At 39.6% G+C, this 25,123-nt stretch carries 23 protein-coding genes and 6 tRNA genes; 9 read left to right on the top strand and 20 right to left on the bottom strand.

The window, feature by feature from the left end; genetic code table 11:
- Positions 1-16: 16 nt before the first annotated feature.
- The 3 genes from holA to leuS are packed head-to-tail and all read right to left on the bottom strand — an operon-like array spanning position 17 to position 4,135.
- Positions 17-1,054, bottom strand: a complete 1,038-nt coding sequence (gene holA, locus L659_RS0115510) for a DNA polymerase III subunit delta (RefSeq protein ID WP_024591124.1) — start codon at positions 1,052-1,054, stop codon at positions 17-19.
- Positions 1,054-1,545 (bottom strand): LPS-assembly lipoprotein LptE, encoded by a 492-nt coding sequence (locus L659_RS0115505; protein ID WP_010554703.1) that lies wholly within the window; start codon positions 1,543-1,545, stop codon positions 1,054-1,056. Before L659_RS0115505 ends, holA begins: the two co-directional genes overlap by 1 nt.
- A gap of 1 nt (position 1,546) precedes the next feature.
- The gene (gene leuS / locus L659_RS0115500) at positions 1,547-4,135 is read right to left on the bottom strand and encodes a leucine--tRNA ligase (protein WP_024591123.1); all 2,589 of its coding nucleotides are present in this window, start codon (positions 4,133-4,135) and stop codon (positions 1,547-1,549) included.
- 196 nt (positions 4,136-4,331) lie between these two features.
- On the opposite strand from leuS, the gene L659_RS0115495 reads away from it, so the two are divergent.
- The 5 genes from L659_RS0115495 to L659_RS0115475 all read left to right on the top strand — a co-directional run bounded on the left by L659_RS0115495 (position 4,332) and on the right by L659_RS0115475 (position 8,718).
- Complete coding sequence (locus L659_RS0115495) at positions 4,332-4,790, top strand: zinc ribbon-containing protein (RefSeq protein ID WP_007585575.1); 459 nt, start codon at positions 4,332-4,334, stop codon at positions 4,788-4,790.
- Positions 4,791-4,867: 77 nt separating this feature from the next.
- Positions 4,868-7,288 (top strand): Lon protease family protein, encoded by a 2,421-nt coding sequence (locus L659_RS0115490; protein WP_024591122.1) that lies wholly within the window; start codon positions 4,868-4,870, stop codon positions 7,286-7,288.
- 2 nt (positions 7,289-7,290) lie between these two features.
- Positions 7,291-7,767, top strand: coding sequence for an FKBP-type peptidyl-prolyl cis-trans isomerase (locus L659_RS0115485; RefSeq protein WP_007585579.1), 477 nt, complete (start codon positions 7,291-7,293; stop codon positions 7,765-7,767).
- A gap of 25 nt (positions 7,768-7,792) precedes the next feature.
- Positions 7,793-8,047, top strand: coding sequence for a hypothetical protein (locus L659_RS0115480; protein ID WP_002958531.1), 255 nt, complete (start codon positions 7,793-7,795; stop codon positions 8,045-8,047).
- Between the two features lie 146 nt (positions 8,048-8,193).
- Entirely contained in the window at positions 8,194-8,718 is a 525-nt protein-coding gene (locus L659_RS0115475) for a hypothetical protein (protein ID WP_024591121.1), read from the top strand.
- A 21-nt stretch (positions 8,719-8,739) separates the two neighbouring features.
- Here L659_RS0115475 and L659_RS0115470 read toward each other — a convergent pair whose 3' ends face one another.
- Both L659_RS0115470 and L659_RS0115465 read right to left on the bottom strand, forming a co-directional pair.
- Entirely contained in the window at positions 8,740-9,264 is a 525-nt protein-coding gene (locus tag L659_RS0115470) for a CIA30 family protein (protein WP_024591120.1), read from the bottom strand.
- An 82-nt stretch (positions 9,265-9,346) separates the two neighbouring features.
- On the bottom strand, positions 9,347-10,114 hold the full coding sequence (locus L659_RS0115465) for a hypothetical protein (protein ID WP_024591119.1): 768 nt from the start codon (positions 10,112-10,114) through the stop codon (positions 9,347-9,349).
- A 180-nt stretch (positions 10,115-10,294) separates the two neighbouring features.
- Here L659_RS0115465 and L659_RS0115455 point away from each other — a divergent pair, with 180 nt between their 5' ends.
- Positions 10,295-11,383: an alkene reductase gene (locus L659_RS0115455; protein ID WP_029769915.1), complete on the top strand. Its 1,089-nt coding sequence runs from the start codon at positions 10,295-10,297 to the stop codon at positions 11,381-11,383.
- A gap of 65 nt (positions 11,384-11,448) precedes the next feature.
- On the opposite strand, the gene L659_RS0115450 is transcribed toward L659_RS0115455, so the two are convergent.
- Positions 11,449-11,997 (bottom strand): hypothetical protein, encoded by a 549-nt coding sequence (locus tag L659_RS0115450; RefSeq protein WP_024591118.1) that lies wholly within the window; start codon positions 11,995-11,997, stop codon positions 11,449-11,451.
- A 17-nt stretch (positions 11,998-12,014) separates the two neighbouring features.
- Positions 12,015-12,590, bottom strand: coding sequence for a hypothetical protein (locus tag L659_RS01000000123035; RefSeq protein WP_024591117.1), 576 nt, complete (start codon positions 12,588-12,590; stop codon positions 12,015-12,017).
- A 223-nt stretch (positions 12,591-12,813) separates the two neighbouring features.
- Here L659_RS01000000123035 and L659_RS0115440 point away from each other — a divergent pair, with 223 nt between their 5' ends.
- On the top strand, positions 12,814-13,824 hold the full coding sequence (locus L659_RS0115440) for an RDD family protein (RefSeq protein WP_024591116.1): 1,011 nt from the start codon (positions 12,814-12,816) through the stop codon (positions 13,822-13,824).
- Between the two features lie 82 nt (positions 13,825-13,906).
- Here L659_RS0115440 and L659_RS0115435 read toward each other — a convergent pair whose 3' ends face one another.
- The 7 genes from L659_RS0115435 to miaB are packed head-to-tail and all read right to left on the bottom strand — an operon-like array spanning position 13,907 to position 21,178.
- Entirely contained in the window at positions 13,907-14,935 is a 1,029-nt protein-coding gene (locus L659_RS0115435) for an ATP-binding protein (protein ID WP_024591115.1), read from the bottom strand.
- The gene (locus L659_RS0115430) at positions 14,928-15,659 is read right to left on the bottom strand and encodes a hypothetical protein (RefSeq protein ID WP_024591114.1); all 732 of its coding nucleotides are present in this window, start codon (positions 15,657-15,659) and stop codon (positions 14,928-14,930) included. Before L659_RS0115430 ends, L659_RS0115435 begins: the two co-directional genes overlap by 8 nt.
- 60 nt (positions 15,660-15,719) lie before the next feature.
- Positions 15,720-17,270, bottom strand: coding sequence for an apolipoprotein N-acyltransferase (gene lnt, locus L659_RS0115425; RefSeq protein ID WP_024591113.1), 1,551 nt, complete (start codon positions 17,268-17,270; stop codon positions 15,720-15,722).
- Positions 17,251-18,135 (bottom strand): CNNM family magnesium/cobalt transport protein CorC, encoded by an 885-nt coding sequence (gene corC / locus L659_RS0115420; protein WP_007585597.1) that lies wholly within the window; start codon positions 18,133-18,135, stop codon positions 17,251-17,253. Before corC ends, lnt begins: the two co-directional genes overlap by 20 nt.
- 22 nt (positions 18,136-18,157) lie before the next feature.
- A complete protein-coding gene (gene ybeY / locus L659_RS0115415; protein WP_002958542.1) occupies positions 18,158-18,616 on the bottom strand; it encodes an rRNA maturation RNase YbeY in 459 nt (152 codons plus the stop codon).
- A gap of 4 nt (positions 18,617-18,620) precedes the next feature.
- Positions 18,621-19,679, bottom strand: coding sequence for a PhoH family protein (locus L659_RS0115410; protein ID WP_007585598.1), 1,059 nt, complete (start codon positions 19,677-19,679; stop codon positions 18,621-18,623).
- 50 nt (positions 19,680-19,729) lie between these two features.
- On the bottom strand, positions 19,730-21,178 hold the full coding sequence (gene miaB / locus L659_RS0115405) for a tRNA (N6-isopentenyl adenosine(37)-C2)-methylthiotransferase MiaB (protein WP_010554713.1): 1,449 nt from the start codon (positions 21,176-21,178) through the stop codon (positions 19,730-19,732).
- 169 nt (positions 21,179-21,347) lie between these two features.
- Here miaB and L659_RS0115400 point away from each other — a divergent pair, with 169 nt between their 5' ends.
- Positions 21,348-22,604 carry an FAD-dependent monooxygenase gene (locus L659_RS0115400; RefSeq protein WP_024591112.1) on the top strand — a complete coding sequence of 419 codons (1,257 nt, stop codon included), beginning with the start codon at positions 21,348-21,350 and terminating at the stop codon, positions 22,602-22,604.
- A gap of 154 nt (positions 22,605-22,758) precedes the next feature.
- Positions 22,759-24,342, top strand: coding sequence for a putative bifunctional diguanylate cyclase/phosphodiesterase (locus L659_RS0115395; protein WP_024591111.1), 1,584 nt, complete (start codon positions 22,759-22,761; stop codon positions 24,340-24,342).
- 41 nt (positions 24,343-24,383) lie between these two features.
- Here L659_RS0115395 and L659_RS0115390 read toward each other — a convergent pair.
- From L659_RS0115390 to L659_RS0115365, 6 genes are all read right to left on the bottom strand, one after another.
- Positions 24,384-24,458: transfer RNA gene (locus tag L659_RS0115390), tRNA-Gln, on the bottom strand.
- A 39-nt stretch (positions 24,459-24,497) separates the two neighbouring features.
- Positions 24,498-24,582: transfer RNA gene (locus tag L659_RS0115385), tRNA-Leu, on the bottom strand.
- 71 nt (positions 24,583-24,653) lie between these two features.
- Positions 24,654-24,728, bottom strand: a tRNA-Gln gene (locus L659_RS0115380).
- Positions 24,729-24,766: 38 nt separating this feature from the next.
- Positions 24,767-24,851 (bottom strand) — tRNA-Leu (locus tag L659_RS0115375).
- A gap of 71 nt (positions 24,852-24,922) precedes the next feature.
- Positions 24,923-24,997: transfer RNA gene (locus tag L659_RS0115370), tRNA-Gln, on the bottom strand.
- Positions 24,998-25,035: 38 nt separating this feature from the next.
- Positions 25,036-25,120, bottom strand: a tRNA-Leu gene (locus tag L659_RS0115365).
- Positions 25,121-25,123 lie beyond the last annotated feature (3 nt).

Raw genomic sequence — 25,123 nt, 5'->3', positions numbered from 1 at the left:
ACCCATTAGCTATTTATTAATTAACCGCGTGGCACGGCATAGGAATGTTGAGCGGCTGGCAAAATTTAATACAAATATGAGCAAGCGCTTGGTAAGGTGCAATTAAATTACCTTGCTTGTAACTGGCATCAAACAACGCAACATCACTGTTTATTTGTTCTAGTGTGTGCATGTTTAAACGGTTAATTGCGTTTTGAACTGGACCTTGTTGGTTTTTCCAAATTGCTTTTTGTTTAAATAAATTAGCGATAGGTTCGCCATTTAATAAACCAAGTTGCACACTTATAAGTGTATTAAGCTCTTTGGTTATAGCCCACAAAATACTTACCACTTCGGTGTTATCGCTGGCAAGTTTGTTTAATACTTTTATAGCTTGTTTGGCGTGGCCATTTAATAGCGCATCGCTTAAATCAAAAATATCAAATTTGGCTTGGTTTAATAGGCCTTGCATTACTAATTGCTGAGTAATTAATGCATTGCCGTGCAGCAGCGAGAGCTTTTCAAGCTCCTGAAAACAGGCTAACAAGTTGCCTTCGGTGGCATTTATTAAGCTTATTTTGGCGTCGCTTTGCATATTAAGTGATAAACGTTGGCATTGCTCATCAAGCCATCGTTTTACATGAGAGCCCGTAAGCGGGTAGCAAGGTACAAATACACCTTGCTTATCAAGAGCTTTAAACCATGCTCCACGTTGTACTTCTTGGCTGGCTTTAGCGCCTTTAACAATTAAAATAGTATCGGGATTAACCAGCTCAACTACTTTTTTAAAGGTGTTGCTGCCAATAACGCCTGGCTTTTGTTGGTTTAAATCAAGCTCAATAATAGTGCGGGCGCTAAACAGCGACATACTTTGGTACTGGGCTATAATTTCTTGCCAATCGAATCCTTGCATTAAAGTAAACTTAATTACTTCATCAAAACCTTGTTGCTTAGCACTGTCGCGAATTTGTTGTACGCACTGCGCTTCTTGAAAAGGCTCTTCTCCAAATACTAAATAAAAGGGCTTTAGCCCTTTATTTAATTCACTCGGTAGTTGATTAGCGTAGCAGCGCATTATAGTTGCGACAGCTCTCTAACAATACGACGACTGGCTTGCTCACGAATTTCGCTAATAAGTAGCTCAAGCTCTTTTGCTTTTGCTAATGCATGATCCGGATCGTCTTGATAATTACGGTAAAGCTCAAAACGTTTTTCTATCGCTTTTTCACCTGGGCGTTTAACTACATACGATACGCCATAAGCGAGCTCATATTCAGCAACTTGGCCGTTTTGAAACAGCGAAAGTGTTTGGCGTTCAATGCTTTCTTTGCGTAAGTACAATTGGGCTTTATCTTTAGCTGACGATACTAACTCTACGTTACTCGCTTTAAGCTCTTTTTTAAGCTCAGTGAATAAAGTCGATTTTTCGTCATCGCCTACAAGTGTTAGCTGTTTTAAGTTATCAGGCAGGCTAGAGGCTTTTTTTAAATGAAAGCCACAGCTTGATAACAAAAAACAGACTAGCACTAAGGCTAGTCCATTTTTAATGGCGTTAAATGCAGCCATATTAGTTAGCTACCACGTTAAGTAGCTTGCCTGGTACGTAAATGATTTTACGAATGGTTGAGCCATCAGTAAATTTAGTAACGTTAGATTCTGCAAACGCAAGGGCTTCTACTTGCTCTTGAGTTGCACCAGCTGCCACTGTTAACTTAGCGCGAAGCTTGCCGTTTACTTGTACGATGATTAGTTTTTCATCTTCAACAAGTGCAGACTCGTCAACTTTTGGCCATGCAGCATCTAAAATTTCGCCTTTTTTACCAAGCTCTTTCCAAAGCTCATGCGATAAATGCGGAGTAATAGGTGCAAGCATAATAACTAATGCTTCAAGTGCTTCGTTAGCAATCGCTACATCTTGTTTGTCGCTCAGTGGTGCTTTTAATAACTTATTAGAAAGCTCCATAATGGCTGCAATAGCGGTGTTAAAGGTTTGACGACGTTCAACATCATCAGTCACTTTAGCAATTGCTTTGTGTAAGTCGCGACGTAGTACTTTTTGCGGGTTAGTTAGCGCTGATTTATCAAGTGCTTGGTAACCTACTGTTTTAACGTCTACCGCGTATTTCCATACACGTTTTAAGAAACGATGCGCGCCTTCAACGCCTGAGTCTGACCATTCAAGCGTTTGCTCTGGCGGTGCTGTAAACATCATAAATAAACGCACTGTATCTGCACCGTACTGGGCAATTACATGTTGTGGGTCTATACCGTTGTTTTTAGACTTAGACATTTTACTCATACCTGATGAGAATACCGGCTCGCCGTCTTCCTTATGCCATGCTTTAGTAACGCGGCCTTTTTCGTCGGTTTCGGTGTTTACATCAGTTGGCGAAATCCAAATGTCGCCGCCTTTTTCATCTTTACGATAAAATGTTTCAGCAAGTACCATACCTTGACAAAGTAAGCGGTCAAACGGCTCATCAGAATTAACTAAACCAAAGTCACGTAATAATTTATGGAAAAAGCGCGAGTACAATAAATGTAAAATAGCGTGCTCAATACCACCAATGTATTGATTTACTGGTAACCAGTAGTTAGCAGCAGCAGGGTCTAGCATGCCTTCATCGTAGCGTGGGCTACAGTAACGAGCGTAATACCAAGACGATTCCATAAAGGTGTCAAACGTATCAGTTTCGTGAAACGCAGGTGCGCCATTAACTGTTGTTTTAGCCCACTCTGGGTCTGCTTTAAGTGGTGAAGTTACACCGTTCATCACTACATCTTCTGGTAAGCGAACTGGTAGCATATCTTCTGTTGCAGCAAGTTCTTTACCATCTTCATCGCTAAGCATTGGAATTGGAGAACCCCAATAGCGCTGACGGCTCACACCCCAGTCACGCAGGCGGAAGTTTACTTTACGCTCACCAACACCGAGTGTTTCTAATTTATCGGCAATCGCTTTAAAACCAGCTTCAAAATCAAGGCCGTTAAATTCACCCGAATTTACAAGTACACCTTTATCGGTAAATGCTGATTCTTTTAGGTTTACTTCAAGATCTGAACCTTCAGCAGGCGCTATGACTTGTTTTATATCTAGGCCGTACGCTGTTGCAAACTCAAAATCGCGTTGATCGTGCGCAGGTACTGCCATTACAGCGCCTGAGCCGTAATGCATTAATACAAAGTTAGCAACCCAAATTGGTACTTGCTCGCCCGTTAATGGGTGAGTTGCGTAAAAGCCTGTTGCTATGCCTTTTTTCTCCATTGTTGCCATGTCTGCTTCGGCAACTTTGGTGTTTTTGCATTCTTCAACAAACATTGCAATAGCATCGCTATTTTTAGCGGCTTCTTGCGCAATAGGGTGACCACCAGCAACAGCAACATACGTAACACCCATAAAGGTATCTGGACGTGTTGTGTATACGCTAAATGTTTCGTCGTTATCGGTGCGTTTAAATTCAATATCACACCCTTCAGAGCGGCCAATCCAGTTGCGCTGCATTGTTTTAACTTGCTCTGGCCAATCTTCTAACTTGTCTAAATCGTCAAGTAGCTCTTGTGCGTAGTCGGTAATTTTAATAAACCACTGTGGAATTTCTTTTTGCTCAACCACAGCGCCTGAACGCCAACCACGACCGTCAATAACTTGCTCGTTAGCGAGTACAGTTTGATCTACTGGATCCCAGTTAACTGTCGACATTTTTTTATACACTAGGCCTTTTTCGTAAAGCTTAGTGAAAAACCACTGCTCCCATTTGTAGTATTCTGGATGACATGTCGCAATTTCGCGATCCCAGTCATAACCAAAACCTAATTGCTTAAGTTGGGTACGCATGTAATCAATATTTTCGTATGTCCACTTAGCTGGTGCTGTTTTGTTTTTAATAGCAGCGTTTTCTGCAGGTAAACCAAACGCATCCCAACCCATAGGTTGCATTACGTTTTTGCCTTGCAGGCGCTGGAAACGAGAAACAACATCACCAATGGTGTAGTTACGCACATGACCCATATGCAGTCGACCACTCGGATAAGGGAACATAGAAAGGCAGTAATACTTTTCTTTGCTCTCATCTTCAGTGACTTTAAATACCTGGTTTTCTTCCCAGTAGCTTTGTACTTTTGACTCTATATCTTGCGGGTTATATTGCTCTTGCATCTATGGTTCCAGACTTCTTGCAAACTAATAAAAAATTGCCGTTAGGATACCCCAAATAAAACACTATTCACAGCGTCAAAAACATGCTTTTATTAAATTGTAACTTTCAGTGCAGGTTAACCTGCCTTTTTATAGTGTGGTTAGCTAAAGACATAAGTTACAGACTGATTTAACAGCAATTTTGAAGGAGTAAAAAATGACTGATTACAAAACATGGCTTAGCAGTTTTACCCATTGGATAAAAGATGTGAAAGAGCATGGTTTAAAAGATGTGGTTTCTGGGTTTGTTGAATCTGAGCAGGCGCTTAAAGATTTAAGTCAAGAAAGATATGAGCTCTACAAAAGTTATTTAAAGAATGATATTGAACATATAGTAGAGAACGAATCACACTATAATTCGCTTGCATGGCAAGAGCTTAAAGAGTCTCTTTGGTTTGAACTTTCGCACATAGAAGATAAAACTCAACTTGAGTGGCAATCTCTTAGCCAAGATTTTAAGCACAATGGTGTGTATCACGCAGGCGAATGGATAGCCATGGGCACATTAGTATGTAAGAATTGCACCCATAGTTACGATGTTTATCACGCTACACAAATTACACCGTGTATTGAATGTGATGGAATCTATTTTAGTCGTAAGGCACTGCACCCTTAAATATAAGTATTAAGTGGCTGCGGGCCACTTAATACGCCCAAAGGCCAGCGAATATGCTGGTAAAAAAAGAAGTTAGAATGACGAAAAAATTGCTGCCACTATCTGTTTCAAAGCTCGCACCGAGTATTTCTACTAATCACGTAAACACGTGTATGAACAATCCATACCCAGAGCAACTTACGTTTATAGGCCAACAACGCGCCCAAAGTGCTTTAGATTTTTCATTAGGGATGGAACTGCCGGGTTACAACGTTTATGTAATGGGCGAGGCCGCTCACGGGCGCTTTACGCTTGTTAAAGATAAACTTAAACAACACGCAAAAGACCGCTCAACGCCAAACGAATGGTTATACGTAAACAATTACGATGACCACAGAGAACCTATTGCGCTGTTTATGCAACCAGGTCAAAGCAAGCAACTTAGTGACGATATAGATTCATTTTTAGATGAAGTACTCGACACCTTTCCTGCGGCATTTGATAACCCAGCGTATCAGCGTAAGAAAAAATCAATCGATCGTGAATTTAACGATGCCTACGACAGTGCTATTACCGCAGTAGAAATTGCGGCGTTTGAGCAAAGCGTTGCATTAGTTGAAGAAAAGAATTCAGTAGGGTTTGCACCACTTGTAGATGGTAAACAATTAAGCGACAGCGAATTTGGCGAACTTGAAGAAACGTTACGTGAAGAGTTTTTTGAAAAAATTGAAAAGCTAGAAGATGCATTAATAGAAGCGTTAATAGAGCTGCCACGTTGGAAACGTGAATCAAAAGAAAAACAACGCAATCTTAAAAAATCGACTGCAGAGCAAGCCACTAAACCACTTTTAAAAGACTTAGAACATAAATACGCAACTCATATTGGCGTACTGCGTTATTTAAAAGATATACGCGTTGAAATTATAGACGCGGTACTTGAATGGCTAGATGACGAAGATGAAAGTGAAGAAAGCAAAGAAGACTTTGATCGCAAAGGCATGCTTACCGACTTTTTTGCACCTAACATTTTAGTTGAGTTTAAAGAGGACGACGCAGCACCGGTTGTGTACGAGCCCAACCCAACGTTTGGCAATATATTTGGCAAAATTGAGTACTCAACATCTCAAGGCTCTTTAATTACCTGTTATCGCTCAATTCAGGCTGGTGCATTGCATCGTGCTAATGGCGGCTATTTAATTATGGACGCTGAAAAAATCATGGCAAACCCACAAGTGTGGGATGGTTTAAAACTTGCGTTAAAAACACATCAAATTAAAAACGACTTACCGTATCAAGACAGCACAGTAGGAACGAGCTTTACACTTCGCCCGCAGCTTATACCGCTTGATGTTAAAATTATTTTATTAGGTTCGCGCGAGTTGTACTACACCATAGGTGAATACGATGAAGAATTTGCAGAGCTATTTAGAGTATTAGCCGACTTTGATTACTACTTGCCAAGTAGCGATAAATTGCAATACCAGTTTATTACTAAAGTAACCGAGTATTGCGAGCAAACATTAAAGTGCACTGCAACGCAGGCTGCTATGGTGCGTTTACTTAAATTTAGTTACCGCCAAGCTGAGCATCAAAATAAATTATCAGCGCGTTTTGCTGATGTACTTGAACTTATTGCAGAAGCCAGTTACTACGCAAAACAAGACAAATTAGCCGTTATTGACGCGCACCATATTGACGAAGCCATTGAAGGCAAGCAATACCGTACCGGCCAAATTAGCGAAAATATGCTCAGTGATATAAAAGAAGGTCACACACTTATTGCAACCGACGGCCAAGCCATTGGTAAAGTAAATGGCTTAACCGTATTACACATTGGCGATACCTCATTTGGTACCCCTGCGCGTATTACGGCAACGGTTTATGCTGGCGCCGATGGCGTAATAGATGTTGAACGCGAAGCTGAGCTTGGTAAAGCAATTCACTCAAAAGGTGTTATGTTGCTTACCGGTTATTTAGGTAATAAATATGCGCAGCACTTTAGCTTAACGCTTAGCGCTAATATTGCCATTGAGCAAAGCTATGGTTACATAGATGGCGATAGCGCATCTTTAGCAGAGCTGTGTGCGCTTATTTCGTCTATTACAAGCCTACCTATTAGCCAATCAATTGCGCTTACAGGCTCTATAAACCAACATGGTGATGTACAAGCCATTGGTGGTGTAAACGAAAAAATAGAAGGCTTTTTTAAACTGTGTAAAATGCGTGGTTTAACAGGTTCGCAAGGCGTTATCATTCCTAAATCAAACCAAGTTAACTTAGTGCTTGATGACGAAATACTTAATGCGGTTGAAGCGGGTAAATTCAATATTTACGCAGTTGAAACCGTAGACCAAGCGCTTAACTTGTTAATGGATATAGAAGCTGGCGATATTATTGATGACCAGTATCCAGAAAACTCAGTAAACGGTATTGCACTTGCTCGCCTCAAAGAGATTGCCGACATAGTAAACGGCGATGATGACGAAAAAGACGAAGAGCTAGATAACGAAAAAGGTTAATGATGATTAATATAATTTTGGCGGTAGTTATCGCCATTTTTTGTTTTTTAATATTTCAAAATAGTAAAAAAGCAAAACAACAAGCAGGCATAAATGCACAAATAGGTGCAGACTATTTAGCCGCTAACGCAAAGGTAGAAGGTGTAGTAGAAACGACTTCTGGCTTGCAGTATAAAGTAATCCATAAAAGCGAAAACGAAAACACACCAACCCCAAAAAGTATGGTTAACGTGCATTACCACGGCACACTAATCGACGGCACTGTGTTTGACAGTTCAGTAGAGCGTAAAACACCGATTAGCTTTGGTTTACACCAAGTTATTAAAGGCTGGACTGAGGGTTTACAACTTATGAGCCCCGGCGATAAATACACGCTATATGTACCGCACCAATTAGCGTACGGCGAAAAACGTGTAGGGAGTATTCCTCCTGCCTCAGTACTTATATTTGAAGTAGAGTTACTGGCAATTGAGTCTTAGTGATCAAATAACAAGGAAGTAAATTATGAATAAAGACGAATTACTTAAAATAGCCAAGGGTGATATTAACTTTACCTTTCAATCTATTATTTATGCATTAGCGCTGTGCTTACTCGTTGCAGCTGTTTTTTTACTAGAGATGAGCGTTAACCTACAAATGGGTTTAATAGTTTGTATTATTGGTGTGTTTGGAATGACTATTTATAATAATTTAAATACTCGCTTAAATGCGGCGCTTGCACTTATTGCGCTCTCACAAGATAACCAAAGCACTAAGTAAGCAACGAGTTAGTTTAATAAATTGGTATAAGCCCTACTTTAATAAAGTGGGGCTTTTTGCTTTTAGCTAACATTAAAATTTACTCAAGGATTTTAATACGAAGTCGATACCTATAATAGTTACAAAGCTATTTTAGGGATAAAATAATGAAGATTTCACCGACTCCCATTGCATACCAAGTACACAGCTCAAATACTCAAACTTTAGCGCAATCAGATAAACTACCTGTTGAAAAAGCGAGTGAAGAAAAGAGCGAGGAAGAGCCAAAATATGTGTTATCAAAGTTTTTAGATACCAAAGCGCAAGAATATAGTGAAGATAACGCTACGTTTGGCAATCAATATAAAAACCTAGAAAAAGTATACAAGCACTTCACTGGACGAGTTATTGCGCTGCAAGAGCAAATTAATAAACTTAAACAAAGCCCCGTACAACGTAGTTTAACTATAAACACTTCTGCAAGTGAGTTAGATAAAAGTGATGCAAATTCAGTTTTAGATGCTGACCACCTAGGTGCAAAAAAATATAAAAACACGCAACAGCAAGAACAAATAGATATGTTAGAGCTGCAATTAGGGGAGTTAAAGTCAGAGCAAGCAGCAATAAAACAACAAATGGTTGAGCTGGTTATTAGTGAAATGAAGAGGCGGGGCGACGACTATACTATTTAGCGCCACCAACATGCTGGTGGGTTAGCTTTTAAACTCAATTTTACCCACTTCAAGTTTAAACTTACCTTCTTGCTTGCCTGCAATCATAAAGCCTAGCTGTTTTATATCGTCAAAATCAATAATCGGTTGTTGCTCAAGCACGCGACCGCGATACGTTAAAGTAAAATCACTCGGAGCAAAGTTTATATCTACCCATTCATTTTTTACTGTTTTAAATGAGTGGGTGTACGCTGCGCCATCAAGATAATTGGTAGTTCTGAGCCTGAGCTGATAGGTTTGTCCATCGCCTTTAACACGCAGTGCTATAGCTTTAGTGTTTTGGCTTTGTGTATTTAGCTCTGTACGTATTGATGCAAAACCGCCGTTATTATCAAGCGAAACATTGCCTGTAAAAAGCAAACTTTCTTGAGTTTGAGTGAATTGGCTATTAGATACACCGCCCATTACTGAGTCGTTAACAACGTACCAGCGCTGATTTGCATTCGCTTGTGCACTTACAACTAATAAATTAAATACAAAAAGTGATGATAGTTGCTTTGTTGTCATACGTGTTTCCTAATTGGCATTAAGTAAGTGGAGTACTTATAACTAATACGCTTTAATAATGTATTTGTTCACTAATTTAAAACTAATTATTTTTACGAGCCCACTTATCCATTATTTTATTAAATAATATTTCATCATCAGTTTGCTCACCAGGGCAGGTCTGCGCGCTACCTTGAGGCATGCCATTACTACCAAATACGGTTGAAGTATCAATTAAATAGCATTTACCGTTAAATTTTTCTAATCGTCGTGTGCCTATTGTATTTTGGCTAATAACTTCCGATTTTTGTGATTTAACCGGTGATTTAATTGTGGGCGTGGCAGCTATTGCATCATCAGTACTATCTGAGTTATCAGCTTCGCCAAACGTGACCATTTTTTTATGCGTTAAGTTATTTATAGGTGCGCCATAAATAGGCGCATACGGGTTAAGTTTTTTAAACGTTTGCGTGTTGGTATTAATGGTGTGGGCAGGGGGTTGAGGTTTATTTGTAATAGTGGACTTTGTTACTGTTGTTGTTTTTGGTTTTTCGTCACGTTGTTTGGGTGCTTTAGTAACTTGTGTTTGAGTTGTAGGTATTTTATTAGTGCTTACAGATTCAGGTGCTTTTTTTACCTCTAACTTTGCAGGCTCAGCAATCGGTGCGTTAGTGGTGGTGTTAACGGTGCTTAACTTAGGTTGCGTTGATAAGTTAACCATTACATAAGCGTTTATTACGGTGTCTTTTTTTGTTTGAGGTTCTTCAACCTTTATTTTTTGCGAAAGTAATTTATGTGAAAGTAATAAGTACAGCAACACGCCATGTATACATAACGAGATAACCCACGGCCACGCATTCCCTTTATTCACATCAAACCCTCAACTTAATAGTGCTGTTAAGAGTCAATAAAATACATTTAGTTCACCTAAAGTTAATGTGTTTTACTTTGTAGCTTTATTGCAGATACAACAAAACTATTTTGCAGTTTTTGTTGTTTTTGCATGTGCTTTGTTACGTTATTATGAGTGCAATCAAACTTAGGAGGCATTATGACATTACTTTTTGAACCAATAGAACTTGCAGGTAAAACATTAAAAAACCGTATTGTTATGCCCCCAATGACTCGCTCGCGTTCAACACAGCCTGGCGATATAGCTAACGACTTAATGGCAGCATATTACGCACAGCGCGCAAGTGCCGGGCTAATTGTAAGCGAAGGCACACAAATTAGTGAACTTGGCAAAGGCTACGCTTGGACTCCGGGTATTTATTCAAATGAGCAAGTTGCAGGCTGGAGTAAAGTAACCAACGCAGTACATAGCGCTGGTGGCGTGATGTTTGCTCAGCTTTGGCATGTTGGCCGTGTAACTCATAGTGGCAACACCGGTGGCGTGCAGCCTATTTCAGCCTCGGCCATTGCTGCAAAAGACGTAAAAGTATTTGTAGATACAAACGGTGCGCCGGGGTTTGTAGACACCCAACTCCCACGCGAAATGAGCAAACAAGATATTACGCATGTAATTGGCGAATTTCGCCAAGCTGCTAAAAATGCAGTTAATGCAGGGTTTGATGGCATAGAGCTTCATGCTGCAAATGGTTACCTTATTAACCAATTTTTAGACTCAGAATCAAATGCTCGCACCGATGAATATGGTGGCAGCATGCAAAACCGTATACGCTTTTTAATTGAAGTGGTAAATGCTGTTAGCGACGAAATTGGTAGCGGCAAAGTAGGCGTAAGACTAGCCCCATTAACAACTCTTAATGGCACAGTAGACGAAAACCCTGAGGAAACTTATTTAGCGGTTTCTGAGGCATTAAATAAAGCCGGTGTAGGTTACATGCATATAGCCGAAGCCGATTGGGATGACGCACCTTTAATGAGTGTTGAGTTTAAATACGCTATTCGCAAAGCCTACAGCGGTGTATTAATTTACGCAGGCAAGTACACAAAAGAGCGCGCAGACAAAGCACTTAGCGAAGGCTGGGCCGACATGATTGGTTTTGGTCGCCCATTTGTATCAAACCCAGACTTACCAGCACGCTTAAAGCAAGGCAAGCCTCTTAACAGCCACAACCCCGACACTTTGTTTGGTGGTGCAGAGCAAGGCTATACCGATTATCCAGTTACAAATTAAATTTATATATAAATAAGGAGCAGTAGCATACAGCTCCTTATTTGTTTTAATTACACTGAGAGTACTTACTTAATTGCAGTAATAAACTCTTCGTCAGAATACAAGTTCTTAAGTAATTTTTGAACAAGCTCTACATAGCTTCGTTGACCATTTGGGATTGCAATTGCGCCAATAAATGAAGAGTCGAAATCATGTTCAGCTGAAATTACTTTTTCAAATAAAATTGCATCATCCTCTGAAACAACAAAATTTACTTTTATAAATGAATTCCCCTCTGAGAACCCTGTTACATCAATATCTTGGTCAATAACCTTGCCAGTTACTTGCTTTTTAGCAACACCAGACCAAAGTTTAGCCAGTTTTAATTCTTGTATTAAAGCGCTCTCAATATATTCACCATAGCTGTTGCCTACAGATGAAACAAGAGGAGAGCCTCGAAGTGATATCTTATTTAATTTTTTTTCAGATTCAATTTTTCCGACTGAGACTGGTGTATTAGACTCTTCTTTTAGTTTAGAAACGTTACTGATATCTGCACTATAAGGTGGAACTTGAATGGTACATGCACTTAAAAATAAAGCCGCGATTAGACCTAGTGAACTTTTATACTTCATTTTATTTCTGTCCTTATTTATAAATTTGATTGATCAAGTTCTACAACTAGTTTGTTAAATGCTTCTTCTGTTGCACGTTTTGCAGATAAAGAAAAATCATTTTTAAACTCATCAAATTCAGCTTTGCCAAAACCTTTAACTTCACTATTCCATGCTATATCACCATTGTTATTTAAAGTTTTACAGTTTAGCGTGAAGGTAAATTCTGTAGGTGGCCATGTGAATAAGCTATCTGAGCTAGATTGCGTTGTTATTGTCGGTATGAATACATACTCAATTTTTTTATCTTTTAAAAATGTACTATCAGTTAATGATTCAAGCTTATAGACGTTTTCAAATTTATTAGAAAGCACAGTATACAGCGCTGCTTCTGTGTCTTTATAAGGTTTGTAACTAACATTATCGCCACCACCGCCAGGTGTTTTTACTTGTGTTTTTATATCATCTTCAGAAATATAATAACCTACAACTGATGCTGATTTATTTTCTGTAACCTGAAGTTTTTCAGTGTCTGGATTTAAACTTATCTGGTGGGCACAGCCACTCAAAATAAGGACCGAAAACAAGAAAAACATGTTAGTTAATAACTTCAAAATATACTCCATATATTTAATTTTTAGTGTGAAAGCAGTTTCAGCATCAATATATGTTCAATAGTTACTTTTGTAAATTATGTTAACTTTATATTTGTAAACGGTTGTAACTTTTAGCATTTGTGAGGTCGGTTTTCTTCAAAATAAAGCAGAGTTAATCTTGAGCAAAAAATAAAAAACGCGTAAGTTAACCGGGTTACCTATTTTAATAACAAGAAAATAAATGAAAGCCAAAGAGATAGAACAATTAGAATTATCAAATTCTGAAACCCGAGAAGTTGTTACCCCCTACGCCTTTAAAATTGACAGTGCTTTACTGGGCTTGCCTTTAGCTACGCCAATTCGGCGTGCACTAGCTATTATTATTGATGTAGCACTGATATTTTTAGCAGCCAAACTCAGCGCGGCTTTAATAGCATTTGTTGCTGCAATGGCCTTTTATAAAGGTACGGCACAGCAATACCTTCCAAAAATGTCGAATGTATGGCGAAGAATTTTAAAAATAACGGCAGCAAGTATTTTATTTGTAAGCGCACTTACTGTGCTTTCAATTGGCATAGATTACCTAGAAGACGATAAGGCTGATCAAGGTTTAGCTGTTCAGGGCGTAAAAATACAAGATGAAATACAGCTTACCGCCACAGAAAAACAACGGGTAAATACTTATTTAGCGCAAACAGCCGATGACAGCTGTGAGCAACCTTGCCAACAAAGCGCGCTTGATAATTTAATAGGGCAAGTTCCCAAATTAGCAGAAATGGACGACCTACAAAGCCCACAACTTGCTACCGTACTTTTACAACTATTAGTACTCAGTGAAAATAACGAAATAAAGCCTGCACAGTTAATAGAAGAAAAACCTGCACAAACAAGCACAAATAGTATTTTGCAGTGGAGCAAAGGCATTATTCAAGACTTGGGCTTAGGGTTTGGTTGGGCTGCAGTTTACTTTACGTTGTTCTCGCTACTTTGGCGCGGCCAAACGCCGGGTAAAAAGGTTTGTAATATCCGTGTTGTCGCCCTAAGCGGTGAGCCATTAGGTTTATTAGATTGTTTTGGTCGCTACGGCGGCTACGGTGCAGGCTTTGCCACAGGCTTGTTAGGGTTTTTACAGATATATTGGGATCCAAACAGACAAGCGATTCAAGATAAAATATCAGCGACAGTAGTTATTAAAGGTAACTTGAATCAAGTTGTAAATGTTGAAACCGTTGTAGATGTAGTGAAAGATTAGTCAAAGCAGCTAGATGATAATGAATGAGTTAAAACTGTGGTAACAGAAGGTTTTGATTGAACTTCCTGTTACCTAGGGAATATTAGTAAATTGATACTGTAAAAATATTTCTAGCGATGTTTTTCCTCGTTGTATCTAATACTTCACTTCTAACTGTAACTTGAAATTCATGAGCTTCAGCTACAACCTTTAGTGCATATAAACCTAAGCCCGAACCTTCAACATTCATACTTTCAGCTTTTTTTGTTCTGTAGCCTCTTTTGAATAATGATTTTATTTCCTCCTCTGAAATGAAGTCGCCATAAGAAACAACAGAAAAGTCTAATTTTGTGTCTCTTTCGTCAAATACGATTTCAATATCATTGCACTTACGATATTTAACAGCATTTTGGATAAGAGATAGAGGGATTATTTTGAATGACTCGAAGACTCGGTGAAGATTTTTAACTCTTCCCATAAGATTGATTTTGACTCTATTTTTATTAGTTTTTGAATGAGATAGCACCATCGATATCTTATGAATCATACTGTAAAGATCGGTTTCTCTTTTTCGGCCGAAAGTAGCACTTTCTGGATTTACATAAAGTGCAGCCGTATCTAAAGAGTCCATTAGCATTACCGAGGTTTTGTGAAGGCTTCTTAGGTTTTCGGAGGATTTTTCGAATCCATCTTTATTGATTAGTCTACTTGAATAAAACTTTATCTCATTAGCCCATTTTACAAACTCATGAAAAGGATCAAACCTTTTTTTAGCTTGAAGGTTGATAACAGACTCAATAGAAACCAACTTGGTTTCGAACTGCCTGAACCATAAAAAAACAGATTCCTTAGAGACTCTTCTTTCTTTTATTTTTAGATTCTTGTTTGATTGCTTCGTTGAATTAGAGCTTTGGATGTATAAGTCACATACCGTAACAAACATTCCAGAAAACTCTCTAGTGAAATGAGTTAGGTTATGTTTACAAGTATGCATACCTATAACCTCAGTAGTTCTACAAGCATCGTTACATGTTGGGGAAGGCTTTACTTTTGTTCCATTTACTAAACTTTTTTCAATTAATATAGGCCAAGGTGTTTCAATAACTTCGCTTTCCAATAGCTCTTTAATCATTATCTAATCGGTCCTTCATTATATTTATTAGCTGGATTATATTTTCTGAATCTACAGTTGCAATCTGATGTACTGATTGCATTAAATCCTCTTTGGGTATTTGTATTGAAAAGTACTTAACTATTTGAATTTCTAAGTTAAACTTCTGCTTTCTCTCTACTGGGAGTTTTCTAATTCTTTCTTTTAATGATTGCGCTAATATATCAATATCAAAGAAGTCAGCTTTTAACTCTGTTAAAACTTCTCTAATTTTAAATTCTTCGATAGGTTTATTTATTATCGCATCAGATATTTTAAAATAGTCGTTTAACTCGGCTTGAAATTTACCAGATGAAACGGCAACTATCGGGAGCAATGCTCTCGCTTCTTTCAGGATTTTAATAAATTTAGCACCACCCTCATCTGGATCTTCTTTTACCACTCCTTTCACATCTAGTAGTACAACATCAAACTTTGACATTTTTAGGGAGTCAGCAAAAGAGATTGATTCATAAGTTTTAACATCAAAATCCATGCTTCTAATGAAATCTATAGGGAAGCTTTCTATTTCGTCATCGATAATGGCTACGGTATACTTTTTTCTCAGATTTAACTGGGCTATATATTGATCTAGAGTAATTTTAGCGAATAGAAGTTTTAGATTCGACCATGGAACTATATACATAAAAACACATATTATTAAACTTAAAATAGCTAATATAATACCCAACGTAGTTAAATCCATTATTTATATCCCTAAAGAACGCAAATAAAGCGTACCACAAATATTTATGGTACTACTAAGTTAATACTTATATGCAAAACTTAACCCGCCAATCCCCATCAACAACACAAATCCCCACACAAACATGTTGCCGTATTGGCTGTACACGCTGTCGCCTTTTATAAGCTTAATGTTGGCTTTCAATATAGTAGCTTCAAACTGAGGCATGGTTTGTTGTGCGTGGCTTATAGGGTCGTATACGGCGCTTACACCATTGTTTGTAACTCGCACTAGAGGGCGTTGTAGTTCGAGCGCGCGCATACGGGCTATTTGCATGTGTTGCAAAGGCCCAATAGAGTCGCCAAACCAGGCATCGTTACTGACAGTAAAGAGTAGGTCGGAATCGCTTTTGTAATTACCGCGTACTAAATCTGCAAAAACAATTTCGTAGCAAATAGCGGGGAGTAAATTAAAGCCGTTGGCGCGCAAGTTGTTTTGCACTTTGTCGCCACGGGTAAACGATGACATAGGCAAATCGAATAATGGGGCAATAGGGCGCAAAAAGTCTTGAAACGGTACAAACTCGCCAATAGGTAATAGCTGGTGTTTTTGATAGCGGTTTTTATCAAGGTAATGATAATGCCCGTGATCGTCGCCGCGTTCTTTATTACCGACCACAATAAGTGTATTGAATATGTTTTTGGTGTCTCGCTGGTAGTCAACAATACCGGTAACAAGGGCGGTTTTATTAAACGAGGCGGCACTGTCTAAATTGGCTAAGTAGGAATCAGCAAGCATTTCTATTTCAGGCACTGCGGCTTCTGGCCATACTATTAAGTCGGCATCCCAATGTGGGCGTGTCAGGTCTTGGTATTTGCTCATTGTGGTCCAAAACTCACTTGGCTCAAAGCGCAGGTGTTGCTGTATGTTCCCTTGTACGAGCAATACTGACATGTTTTTATCTGTGTAATGAATACTGCCGGTGGTGCTTGCGCCTGTAAAAATAAGCGCAACAGCTGTCGCAGTAACCGCCGGGGTTTTAAAATCTTTTTGGGTAAGTCTATACAGTGCAAAGCCAATAGCGACACAGGTAAGTGTTAAGCCAAACTCGCCAATATAAGGGGCAAGCAGCCTTAAAGGTCCGTCGGTTTGTGTGTAGCCAAAACTTAACCACGGGAAACCGGTAAGTACGGTGCCACGTAAATACTCGCTAATTGCAAAGCAGGCAATAAGCAATGCGCCAAAGCTTTTAGGACCAGTGGCAAAGCGTGTAGTTGCCCAAAAGGCAAGTGCAGGAAATAACGCTAAGTAGGCGCACAAAAATGCCATTAACGAGAGTGACGCAATAAGCGGCATACCGCCAAAGGTGGCAATAGAAACATGTACCCAGCTTATACCTGCACCAAACCAGCCTAAGCCAAATATAAAGCCATATTTAGCAGCGGTTTTTGCGTGTGCTTTACCGGTATTATTGGGGTTAACGCAAAAAATTATGGCACCAAGGCTAATAAATACGATGGGCCAAATTTCAAAGGGGGCATAGCCAAAAGTTAAAACAAGGCCCGCAACGAGTGCGAGCCATGCTTTTTTATCTTTTGCTAATAGGGTAAGTCTAGTTAGCAGTTTCTTCACTGTCGTTATCATCAGCCTTAGGAACGGTGACTTGCAGTTGCAAAATACGACGATTATCGGCGTTGGTTACTTTAAATTGGTAACCTTCTATGTCAATCGTTTCACCACGGCTTGGCATATGGCCAAATGCGTGCAGTACAGTTCCGCCAATAGTATCGGCTTCGTCTGTGCTGTAGCCTGTTTTAAAATGCTCGTTAAAGTCATCTACAGGTGTGAGTGCTTGCACTACGTGAACATGTTTAGCAAGTCGACGAATATCTTGATGTTCTTCTTCTTCGTCGTGCTCATCTTCGATTTCGCCAACAATTATTTCAAGAATATCTTCAATCGTTACCAAGCCCGATACGCCGCCGTATTCGTCAATAACAACAGCCATATGGTAGCGCTGCTGACGGAATTCGTTTAGCAATGTATCAACACGTTTGCTCTCAGGTACTACCATTGCTGGGCGTAAATAATCGCGTATTGATGGTAAATGCTCGTCTTTATTTAAGATCAGTGGCAATAAATCTTTAGCGAGTAAAAAACCTTCTACATGGTCTTTGTCTTCAATCACCACAGGAAAACGTGAGTGAGTTGAGTCAACCATCATTGGAATTAGCTCTTCAAGCGGGCTGTCGATCTCAAGAGTGATCATTTGTGAGCGCGGAACCATTATGTCTCGCACTTTAAGCTCAGACACGCCAAGCACACCTTCTATCATCTCTTTTGTTTCAGGATCGATTACGTCTCGTTCTTGCGCATCGGCAATAACTTCGACCAGCTCTTCTCTATTCTGGGGTTCCCCTTGCAACATTTGGGCTATTCTGCCCAACCACGTTTTGCCAGAAGAACCCTGGCTAGATTGCGAGTTACCGTCGCTCATTGCGTCTAATTGCTCCGTTAATTTAAATATCGTCCCGGTATGGGTCTGCTATGTTTAGCTCTGCAAGTAATTGCTTTTCGATGCTTTCCATCTCTAAAGCATCGTCACTCTTTATATGGTCAAATCCAAGCAAATGCAAGCATCCGTGAATAACCATGTGAGCAAAGTGGTCATGAAATGACTTCTCTTGCTCAATTGCTTCAGCTAATACAATGGCTGGGCAAATAATTAAATCACCAACCAGGGGAATATCTATTCCCGGTGGTGCTTCAAATTCGAACGACAGTACGTTGGTCGGTTTATTTTTACCGCGATAGTCGTTATTAAGTTGTTGCGATTGCGCTTCGTCGCTAATAACGATACTGAGTTCTGACTCGTCACGGTATTGGCTAAGGGCTTTGTCGGCCCACAGTGCAAATTGCTCTTCGCTTGGGAGGTTGTCAAACTCACAGGCTATTTGTAAATCAAGTTCGGTTGTCAAAGTATTACTCTTTAGTAGTAGGCTGTTGAAGAGCAGCAAGTGCGTCTTTTGCATTTTGCTTTTCAATGCGCTTTAGTCGCTCGCTTTCGTCGTTTCGCTCGTAGGCTTCAACTATGCGTGCTACAACAGGGTGGCGTACTACGTCTTGGGCTTTAAAGTAGTTAAAGCTAATTTCGTTTACGCCATCAAGTACTTCCATTGCATGGCGAAGGCCTGAACGTGTGCCACGAGGTAAATCGACCTGTGTTATATCGCCTGTAATAACCGCTTTTGAGTTAAACCCTATACGGGTTAAAAACATTTTCATTTGCTCGGCGGTGGTATTTTGGCTTTCATCTAAAATAATAAAGGCATCGTTTAAAGTACGTCCGCGCATGTAAGCAAGCGGGGCGACTTCAATGATATTTTTTTCGATGAGTTTTTCTACTTTTTCAAAACCTAGCATTTCAAAAAGAGCGTCGTAAAGAGGGCGCAGGTACGGGTCTATTTTTTGACTTAAATCACCGGGTAAAAAGCCAAGCTTTTCGCCCGCTTCTACAGCAGGGCGCGTTAATAATATGCGGCGTATTTCTTGGCGCTCAAGGGCGTCAACGGCGGCAGCAACTGCAAGGTAGGTTTTACCAGTACCAGCAGGGCCAATACCAAAGGTAATGTCGTGGTTTAAAATATTAGCCACATAAACACCTTGGTTATCGTTACGTGGTTTAATAACACCACGGCGCGTTTTAATCACCATTTCTTTGCCGTAAGCGCTGCTTGATGCGTCTTGCTCTAGGGCTTTTGATTCGGTAATAGCTAAATGAACGGCTTCGGGTTCTATTTCGCCTAAAACACCACGAACTGGCTGAGTATCAACATAAAGGTTTTTTAAGATTTCTACAGCGCCGGCGCAGTTGTGTAGTTTACCGGTTACTTTAAAAAAGTTGTCGCGGTGAATTATTTCAACAGCCAGGTGGCGTTCAATTTGTTTGATGTTTTCGTCAAACGGGCCACATAAAGAAGAAAGGCGTTTGTTATCGGCAGGTTCTAAATAAATCTCTAATGTTTTTAACTGATTACTCAAAATTGCTTCCTATAGTACTGCGCCAGCGTTAACTGGCGCTAATAGTGTGACTAAGGAACGAAAGTAGCTACGCCAATTTCGTTAACAGTGTCTGGTTTTGGCTCTGCAGCTGCAGCTTTAGTTAAAATAGCTGAAGGCGCGATTTCACGTCGTAAGTTCATTTCTGATTCTGTACGAATTAAGTCACCACGTAAAGAGTTAGGTAGTGCTTCGGTAATACGTACGTCAACAAACTGTCCGATCACTGTGTGCGGGCCAACAAAATTTACTACACGGTTATTTTCGGTACGGCCACGTAATTCCATTGGGTTCTTTTTAGAAGGACCTTCAACAAGTATACGTTGCTCTGTATCGAACATTTGACGGCTAATTTGCTGCGCCATTTGTGTAATACGGTTTTGTAGTAAGTATAAGCGTTCTTTTTTCTCTTGCTCTGTTACGTCATCTGGCAAATCTGCCGCTGGCGTACCTGGGCGTGCACTGTAAATAAAGCTAAAGCTCATATCAAAACCAATGTCGCTAATAAGCTTCATGGTTGCTTCAAAGTCTTCTTTACTTTCGCCTGGGAAACCAATAATGAAATCTGACGACATGCTTAAGTTAGGGCGAATTTTGCGTAACTTACGAATTGTCGATTTGTATTCAATTGCCGTATGGCCACGTTTCATTAGGTTTAATATACGGTCTGAACCACTTTGTACTGGTAGGTGTAAGTGATCTACAAGCTCTGGTACATCAGCGTAAACGTCGATTATATCAGGCGTAAATTCTACCGGGTGCGATGTGGTGTAACGAATACGGTCAATACCATCAATAGCAGCAATAAGACGAATTAAATCTGAGAAGTAACATATTTCGCCATCGTGCGTGTCGCCGCGGTATGCGTTTACGTTTTGGCCTAGTAGGTTTACTTCACGTACGTTTTGCTCAGCAAGCTGTGCAATTTCTAGTAATACGTCATCTACTGGGCGGCTAACTTCTTCGCCGCGAGTATACGGTACAACACAAAAAGTACAGTATTTAGAACAGCCTTCCATAATTGATACAAACGCAGATGGGCCATCCGCTTTTGGCTCTGGCAGGCGGTCAAACTTTTCAATCTCTGGGAATGAAATATCAACAACTGATGAGCCTTTGTTGCCTTGCACTTGTTTAATCATTTCTGGTAAACGGTGCAATGTTTGCGGGCCAAAAATAACATCCACAAATGGTGCACGTTGACGAATAGAGTCACCTTCTTGTGAGGCAACACAACCACCTACACCAATTATTAAGTCTGGCTTGTCGTCTTTTAACAACTTCCAACGACCTAACTGGTGAAATACTTTTTCTTGTGCTTTTTCACGAATTGAACAGGTGTTAAGTAAGATTACGTCGGCATCTGTTGCATCATCAGTTAGCTGGTAGCCGTTGGTGGCATCTAAAAGTTCAGCCATTTTCTGAGAGTCGTATTCGTTCATCTGACAACCCCAGGTTTTAATATGCAGCTTTTTGCTCATTGAAATATTGCCTCGTGTTCAATTCGATAGTGGCACAAAAATGTGCTAGAAACAGGATTAAGGAGCAAGCATGCTCACTTAAAGGAGGCGTATTTTAGCTGGATACCCGCCCAGATCCAAGTATAGTTTTCATGTTTGTGATCTCAAATCAATACAGGGCGAGTTTAATGTGCTGTTAGGGATATCCTCTGGTATAAAACAAATTAATTTTGATACAATCAAAACAGACTCAAGTAATAATAAAATGATGAAAAACATGACCAAAAATAATGTGATAGTGGTTGGCGGGGGCATGGTTGGCGCGGCTATGGCGATAAAGCTGGCTCAGCAAGGCTTTGGCGTGCGCATAATTGAAAAACACCTAATAGACCCATCGCACATTCTTAGTAGCGATAAGGTGGATATTAGAGTGTCTGCTATTAATCGTTTTTCAGAAAATTTACTTGATGAATTAGGGGCAATGCCTCTTTTAAGGCAAAACCGCATAGCACCTTATCAACAATTAGAGGCTTTTGAGCGCGGTGGTGACAATTTATTATTTGATTGCGCCGACATAAACACGACACATTTAGGCCACTTGATTGAAAATAGTTTAATTCAAGCAAGTTTGTGGCAGCAATTTGGGCATTATAAGATTGAGGTTATTGAGCAATCATTGCCGGTAACTAAAATAGAGCAAACGGATGATTTAATTACGCTTGTGTATGGAGATCAAACCTATACAGCTGATTTAGTAATTGCCGCCGATGGTGGGCAATCGCAGCTGCGCGATAAGGCGAATATTGGTATTACGGGTTGGCAGTACCAACAGCATTGCATGGGGGTGTTAATTAAACTCGATGCACCGCAACAAATTAAAACATGGCAACAGTTTACACCAAGTGGGCCGTTAGCATTTTTACCAATGCAGGCTCCGTACGCTAATTTAATTTGGTACGACGATGCAAATACATTGCAAGCATTTAAAGGGCTAAGCCCAGCTCAGTTAAAAACGCACATACTGAATAAATTCCCAGAACTTGCTGGAGACTTTGAAGTACAAACCCATGCAGTATTTCCGCTTACTCGCCAACATGCTAATAATTATTCGCAAGGGCGCTTGGTTTTAGTAGGCGATGCAGCGCATACAATTAATCCCCTTGCAGGGCAGGGCGTTAATTTAGGCTTTCAGGACGTAGTGGCACTTGCTGAGGTTTTAAACGAAGCAGGAGATATAGGTTGCCCACTAAAACTTAAAGAATACGAGCGAGCTCGCCGTAAAGCTAATTTATTAATGATGAGCATGATGGACGCGTGTTACTTTGGGTTTTCTAATCAAATTACGCCACTTAAATGGGCACGCAGCCAGTTTTTAAAAATGGCTAATAATACGGGGCCAATAAAAAACTGGGTTTTAAAATACGCAATTAGTGGTGATTTAGGCTAAATTTAAAGTAGATATTAGAAAGGCTCATTTATGAGCCTTTTTTTATGTCTGTTTTTAAGTCAGCAAATAGTGACTCGGCTATATTGAACACGGTTTTAATTTAACTGGTGTTACATCACTAAATCGCAATTTAATAACTTTAAAGAGCCTGTGTGTGGATAATTTTTTTACAGTAATAATTATTTTAGGTGCGCTACTGCTTGTTGCTAGCTTAAAAACAACCGTTAAAGTTTGCAAAAAAACATCGCAAAGAGCATGGAGTGTACTGCTATGCGCTATTATTTTTTTTATTATAGGGTATTGGTGGATACTTTATTATTTTTCAAACCACGACATTGCACCCGTCGTTATGAATATGGTGGCTATGTTGTTACTTGGCGGTGGTGGGTTTGTTTTTTTAGTTATTAAACTGAGCTTAAAAAGTATTCTTAAAATAGAGCAAGCAACGCAGTATCAAAAATATCAAACTGAGCACGATAACTTAACAACTCTACCTAACCGCGATAAATTTTTTAAATCTTTAAGTAAACAAGTTGAATATCCTTCCCCATTTTCATTATTTTATATCGACTTAAATAACTTTAAACAAATTAATGATGCGTTTGGGCATCAGTGTGGTGACCAACTCTTGGCTGCATTTTCCAATAAATTAAATAAAGAATTATGCGGCATTGCTAAGTTATATCGAATAGGTGGCGATGAGTTTGCTTTTTTATTGCATACCGATACAGATGAAAGCATGAATTATTGTGTAAACATTATAAACTCAGCCGTCAAAAGTCCGTTTTGTACGAATGAGCAAATGGTTAAAATACAATTAAGTATAGGCGTAAGCCGTTTTCCTGATGATAGCCGATTGCCCGATCAGCTATTAAAAAAAGCTGACTTGGCACTGCATGAAGCTAAAAAAACATTTCAACCTTTGGTAAATTACTCATCTGCAATAGGTAAACGAGCTGAGGACTTTTTTGATTTATCAGCCAAAATTAAAGTGGCATTACATAAAGATGAGTTTGAGCTTTATTTACAACCCATAATGGACTCTAAAGATCTGCAATTACATGGCCTAGAAGCGCTTATCCGATGGCCGCAAGATGATGGTAGCTTTATTAGTCCAGAAAAGTTTATAACCGTAGCTGAGCGTACAGGGCTTATTTTTCCTTTATCGAAATGGGTTGTACAAGAAGCCGTTAATCATATTAGAAAGCTCAAGCTATTTGGTTTCACCGGTACTATACATGTCAATTTATCAACGAAAGATATTGAAAGCAGCGAGTTTTACGATTTTATAATTAGTTTACTCGCAACCGACCCTACATTAAGCGACTCGTTAATTTTTGAAATTACAGAAGGTGCAATGATGACAAATATACCGGCTGCTAGAAAAATGATGCAACAGTTGAGTATGCGCGGGTTTAAATTTAGTGTTGATGACTTTGGTACTGGCTTTTCGTCACTGTCGTTATTAAGAGAGCTGCCAATTAATCAAATAAAAATTGATCAGTCGTTTGTCAAAGATATGCTTACTAACTCGCCTGATTACGCCATTGTAGAATCTACATTGTTTTTAGCGAGTCGATTAAATTGCGATGTAGTTGCTGAAGGAATAGAAACTAAAGAGGTAGAACAGGCGTTGTTGAGTCTTAACTGTGATTATTTACAAGGGTATTTATATAGCAAACCAATAAATATAGATGAATTTATAAATGTTTATTTAAGTGCAGAAAAAGTAAGTTGAATTTAATGAGTATTGAGAAGTTTTAGACAGGGTAGTCAAATTGGCTGGGATACCAGGATTTGAACCTGGGAATGCCAGGATCAAAACCTGGTGCCTTACCGCTTGGCGATATCCCAACTATAAATTTGAATTAGTTTTAGTTCTTAATAAGAACATGGTGCGGAAGGAGAGACTTGAACTCTCACAACCTAAGTTACTGGAACCTAAATCCAGCGCGTCTACCAATTCCGCCACTCCCGCATCACTAAGTTGCTAATTTAAACTCTAAGCTAGAGCAATTCTTTTATCCAACTTTCCTTGGTAGAAGAAGTTGGCTGGGATACCAGGATTTGAACCTGGGAATGCCAGGATCAAAACCTGGTGCCTTACCGCTTGGCGATATCCCAACAAAGAATTCTTTATAATTTTAGTTCTTATAAGAACATGGTGCGGAAAGAGAGACTTGAACTCTCACAACCGAAGTTACTGGAACCTAAATCCAGCGCGTCTACCAATTCCGCCACTCCCGCATCAACAATTTGCCAATTTAAACTCTAAGCTAGAGCAATTCTTTTATCCAACTTTCCTTGGTAGAAGAAGTTGGCTGGGATACCAGGATTTGAACCTGGGAATGCCAGGATCAAAACCTGGTGCCTTACCGCTTGGCGATATCCCAACAAAGAATTCTTTATAATTTTAGTTCTTATAAGAACATGGTGCGGAAAGAGAGACTTGAACTCTCACAACCGAAGTTACTGGAACCTAAATCCAGCGCGTCTACCAATTCCGCCACTCCCGCATC

The organism is Pseudoalteromonas sp. S8-8, assembly GCF_000497875.1.
GTDB classification, from domain to species: Bacteria; Pseudomonadota; Gammaproteobacteria; order Enterobacterales; family Alteromonadaceae; genus Pseudoalteromonas; species Pseudoalteromonas arctica.
Note: the sequence above shows the minus strand (reverse complement) of the source record. Positions and strands in the feature narration are given on the sequence as shown.

Bases quoted from the DNA above. Each gene is read 5' to 3' on its own strand.
- holA (WP_024591124.1), bottom strand. From the start codon at position 1,054: ATGCGCTGCTACGCTAATCAACTACCGAGTGAATTAAATAAAGGGCTA.
- L659_RS0115505 (WP_010554703.1), bottom strand. From the start codon at position 1,545: ATGGCTGCATTTAACGCCATTAAAAATGGACTAGCCTTAGTGCTAGTC.
- leuS (WP_024591123.1), bottom strand. From the start codon at position 4,135: ATGCAAGAGCAATATAACCCGCAAGATATAGAGTCAAAAGTACAAAGC.
- L659_RS0115495 (WP_007585575.1), top strand. From the start codon at position 4,332: ATGACTGATTACAAAACATGGCTTAGCAGTTTTACCCATTGGATAAAA.
- L659_RS0115490 (WP_024591122.1), top strand. From the start codon at position 4,868: ATGACGAAAAAATTGCTGCCACTATCTGTTTCAAAGCTCGCACCGAGT.
- L659_RS0115485 (WP_007585579.1), top strand. From the start codon at position 7,291: ATGATTAATATAATTTTGGCGGTAGTTATCGCCATTTTTTGTTTTTTA.
- L659_RS0115480 (WP_002958531.1), top strand. From the start codon at position 7,793: ATGAATAAAGACGAATTACTTAAAATAGCCAAGGGTGATATTAACTTT.
- L659_RS0115475 (WP_024591121.1), top strand. From the start codon at position 8,194: ATGAAGATTTCACCGACTCCCATTGCATACCAAGTACACAGCTCAAAT.
- L659_RS0115470 (WP_024591120.1), bottom strand. From the start codon at position 9,264: ATGACAACAAAGCAACTATCATCACTTTTTGTATTTAATTTATTAGTT.
- L659_RS0115455 (WP_029769915.1), top strand. From the start codon at position 10,295: ATGACATTACTTTTTGAACCAATAGAACTTGCAGGTAAAACATTAAAA.
- L659_RS0115450 (WP_024591118.1), bottom strand. From the start codon at position 11,997: ATGAAGTATAAAAGTTCACTAGGTCTAATCGCGGCTTTATTTTTAAGT.
- L659_RS0115440 (WP_024591116.1), top strand. From the start codon at position 12,814: ATGAAAGCCAAAGAGATAGAACAATTAGAATTATCAAATTCTGAAACC.
- L659_RS0115435 (WP_024591115.1), bottom strand. From the start codon at position 14,935: ATGATTAAAGAGCTATTGGAAAGCGAAGTTATTGAAACACCTTGGCCT.
- L659_RS0115430 (WP_024591114.1), bottom strand. From the start codon at position 15,659: ATGGATTTAACTACGTTGGGTATTATATTAGCTATTTTAAGTTTAATA.
- corC (WP_007585597.1), bottom strand. From the start codon at position 18,135: ATGAGCGACGGTAACTCGCAATCTAGCCAGGGTTCTTCTGGCAAAACG.
- miaB (WP_010554713.1), bottom strand. From the start codon at position 21,178: ATGAGCAAAAAGCTGCATATTAAAACCTGGGGTTGTCAGATGAACGAA.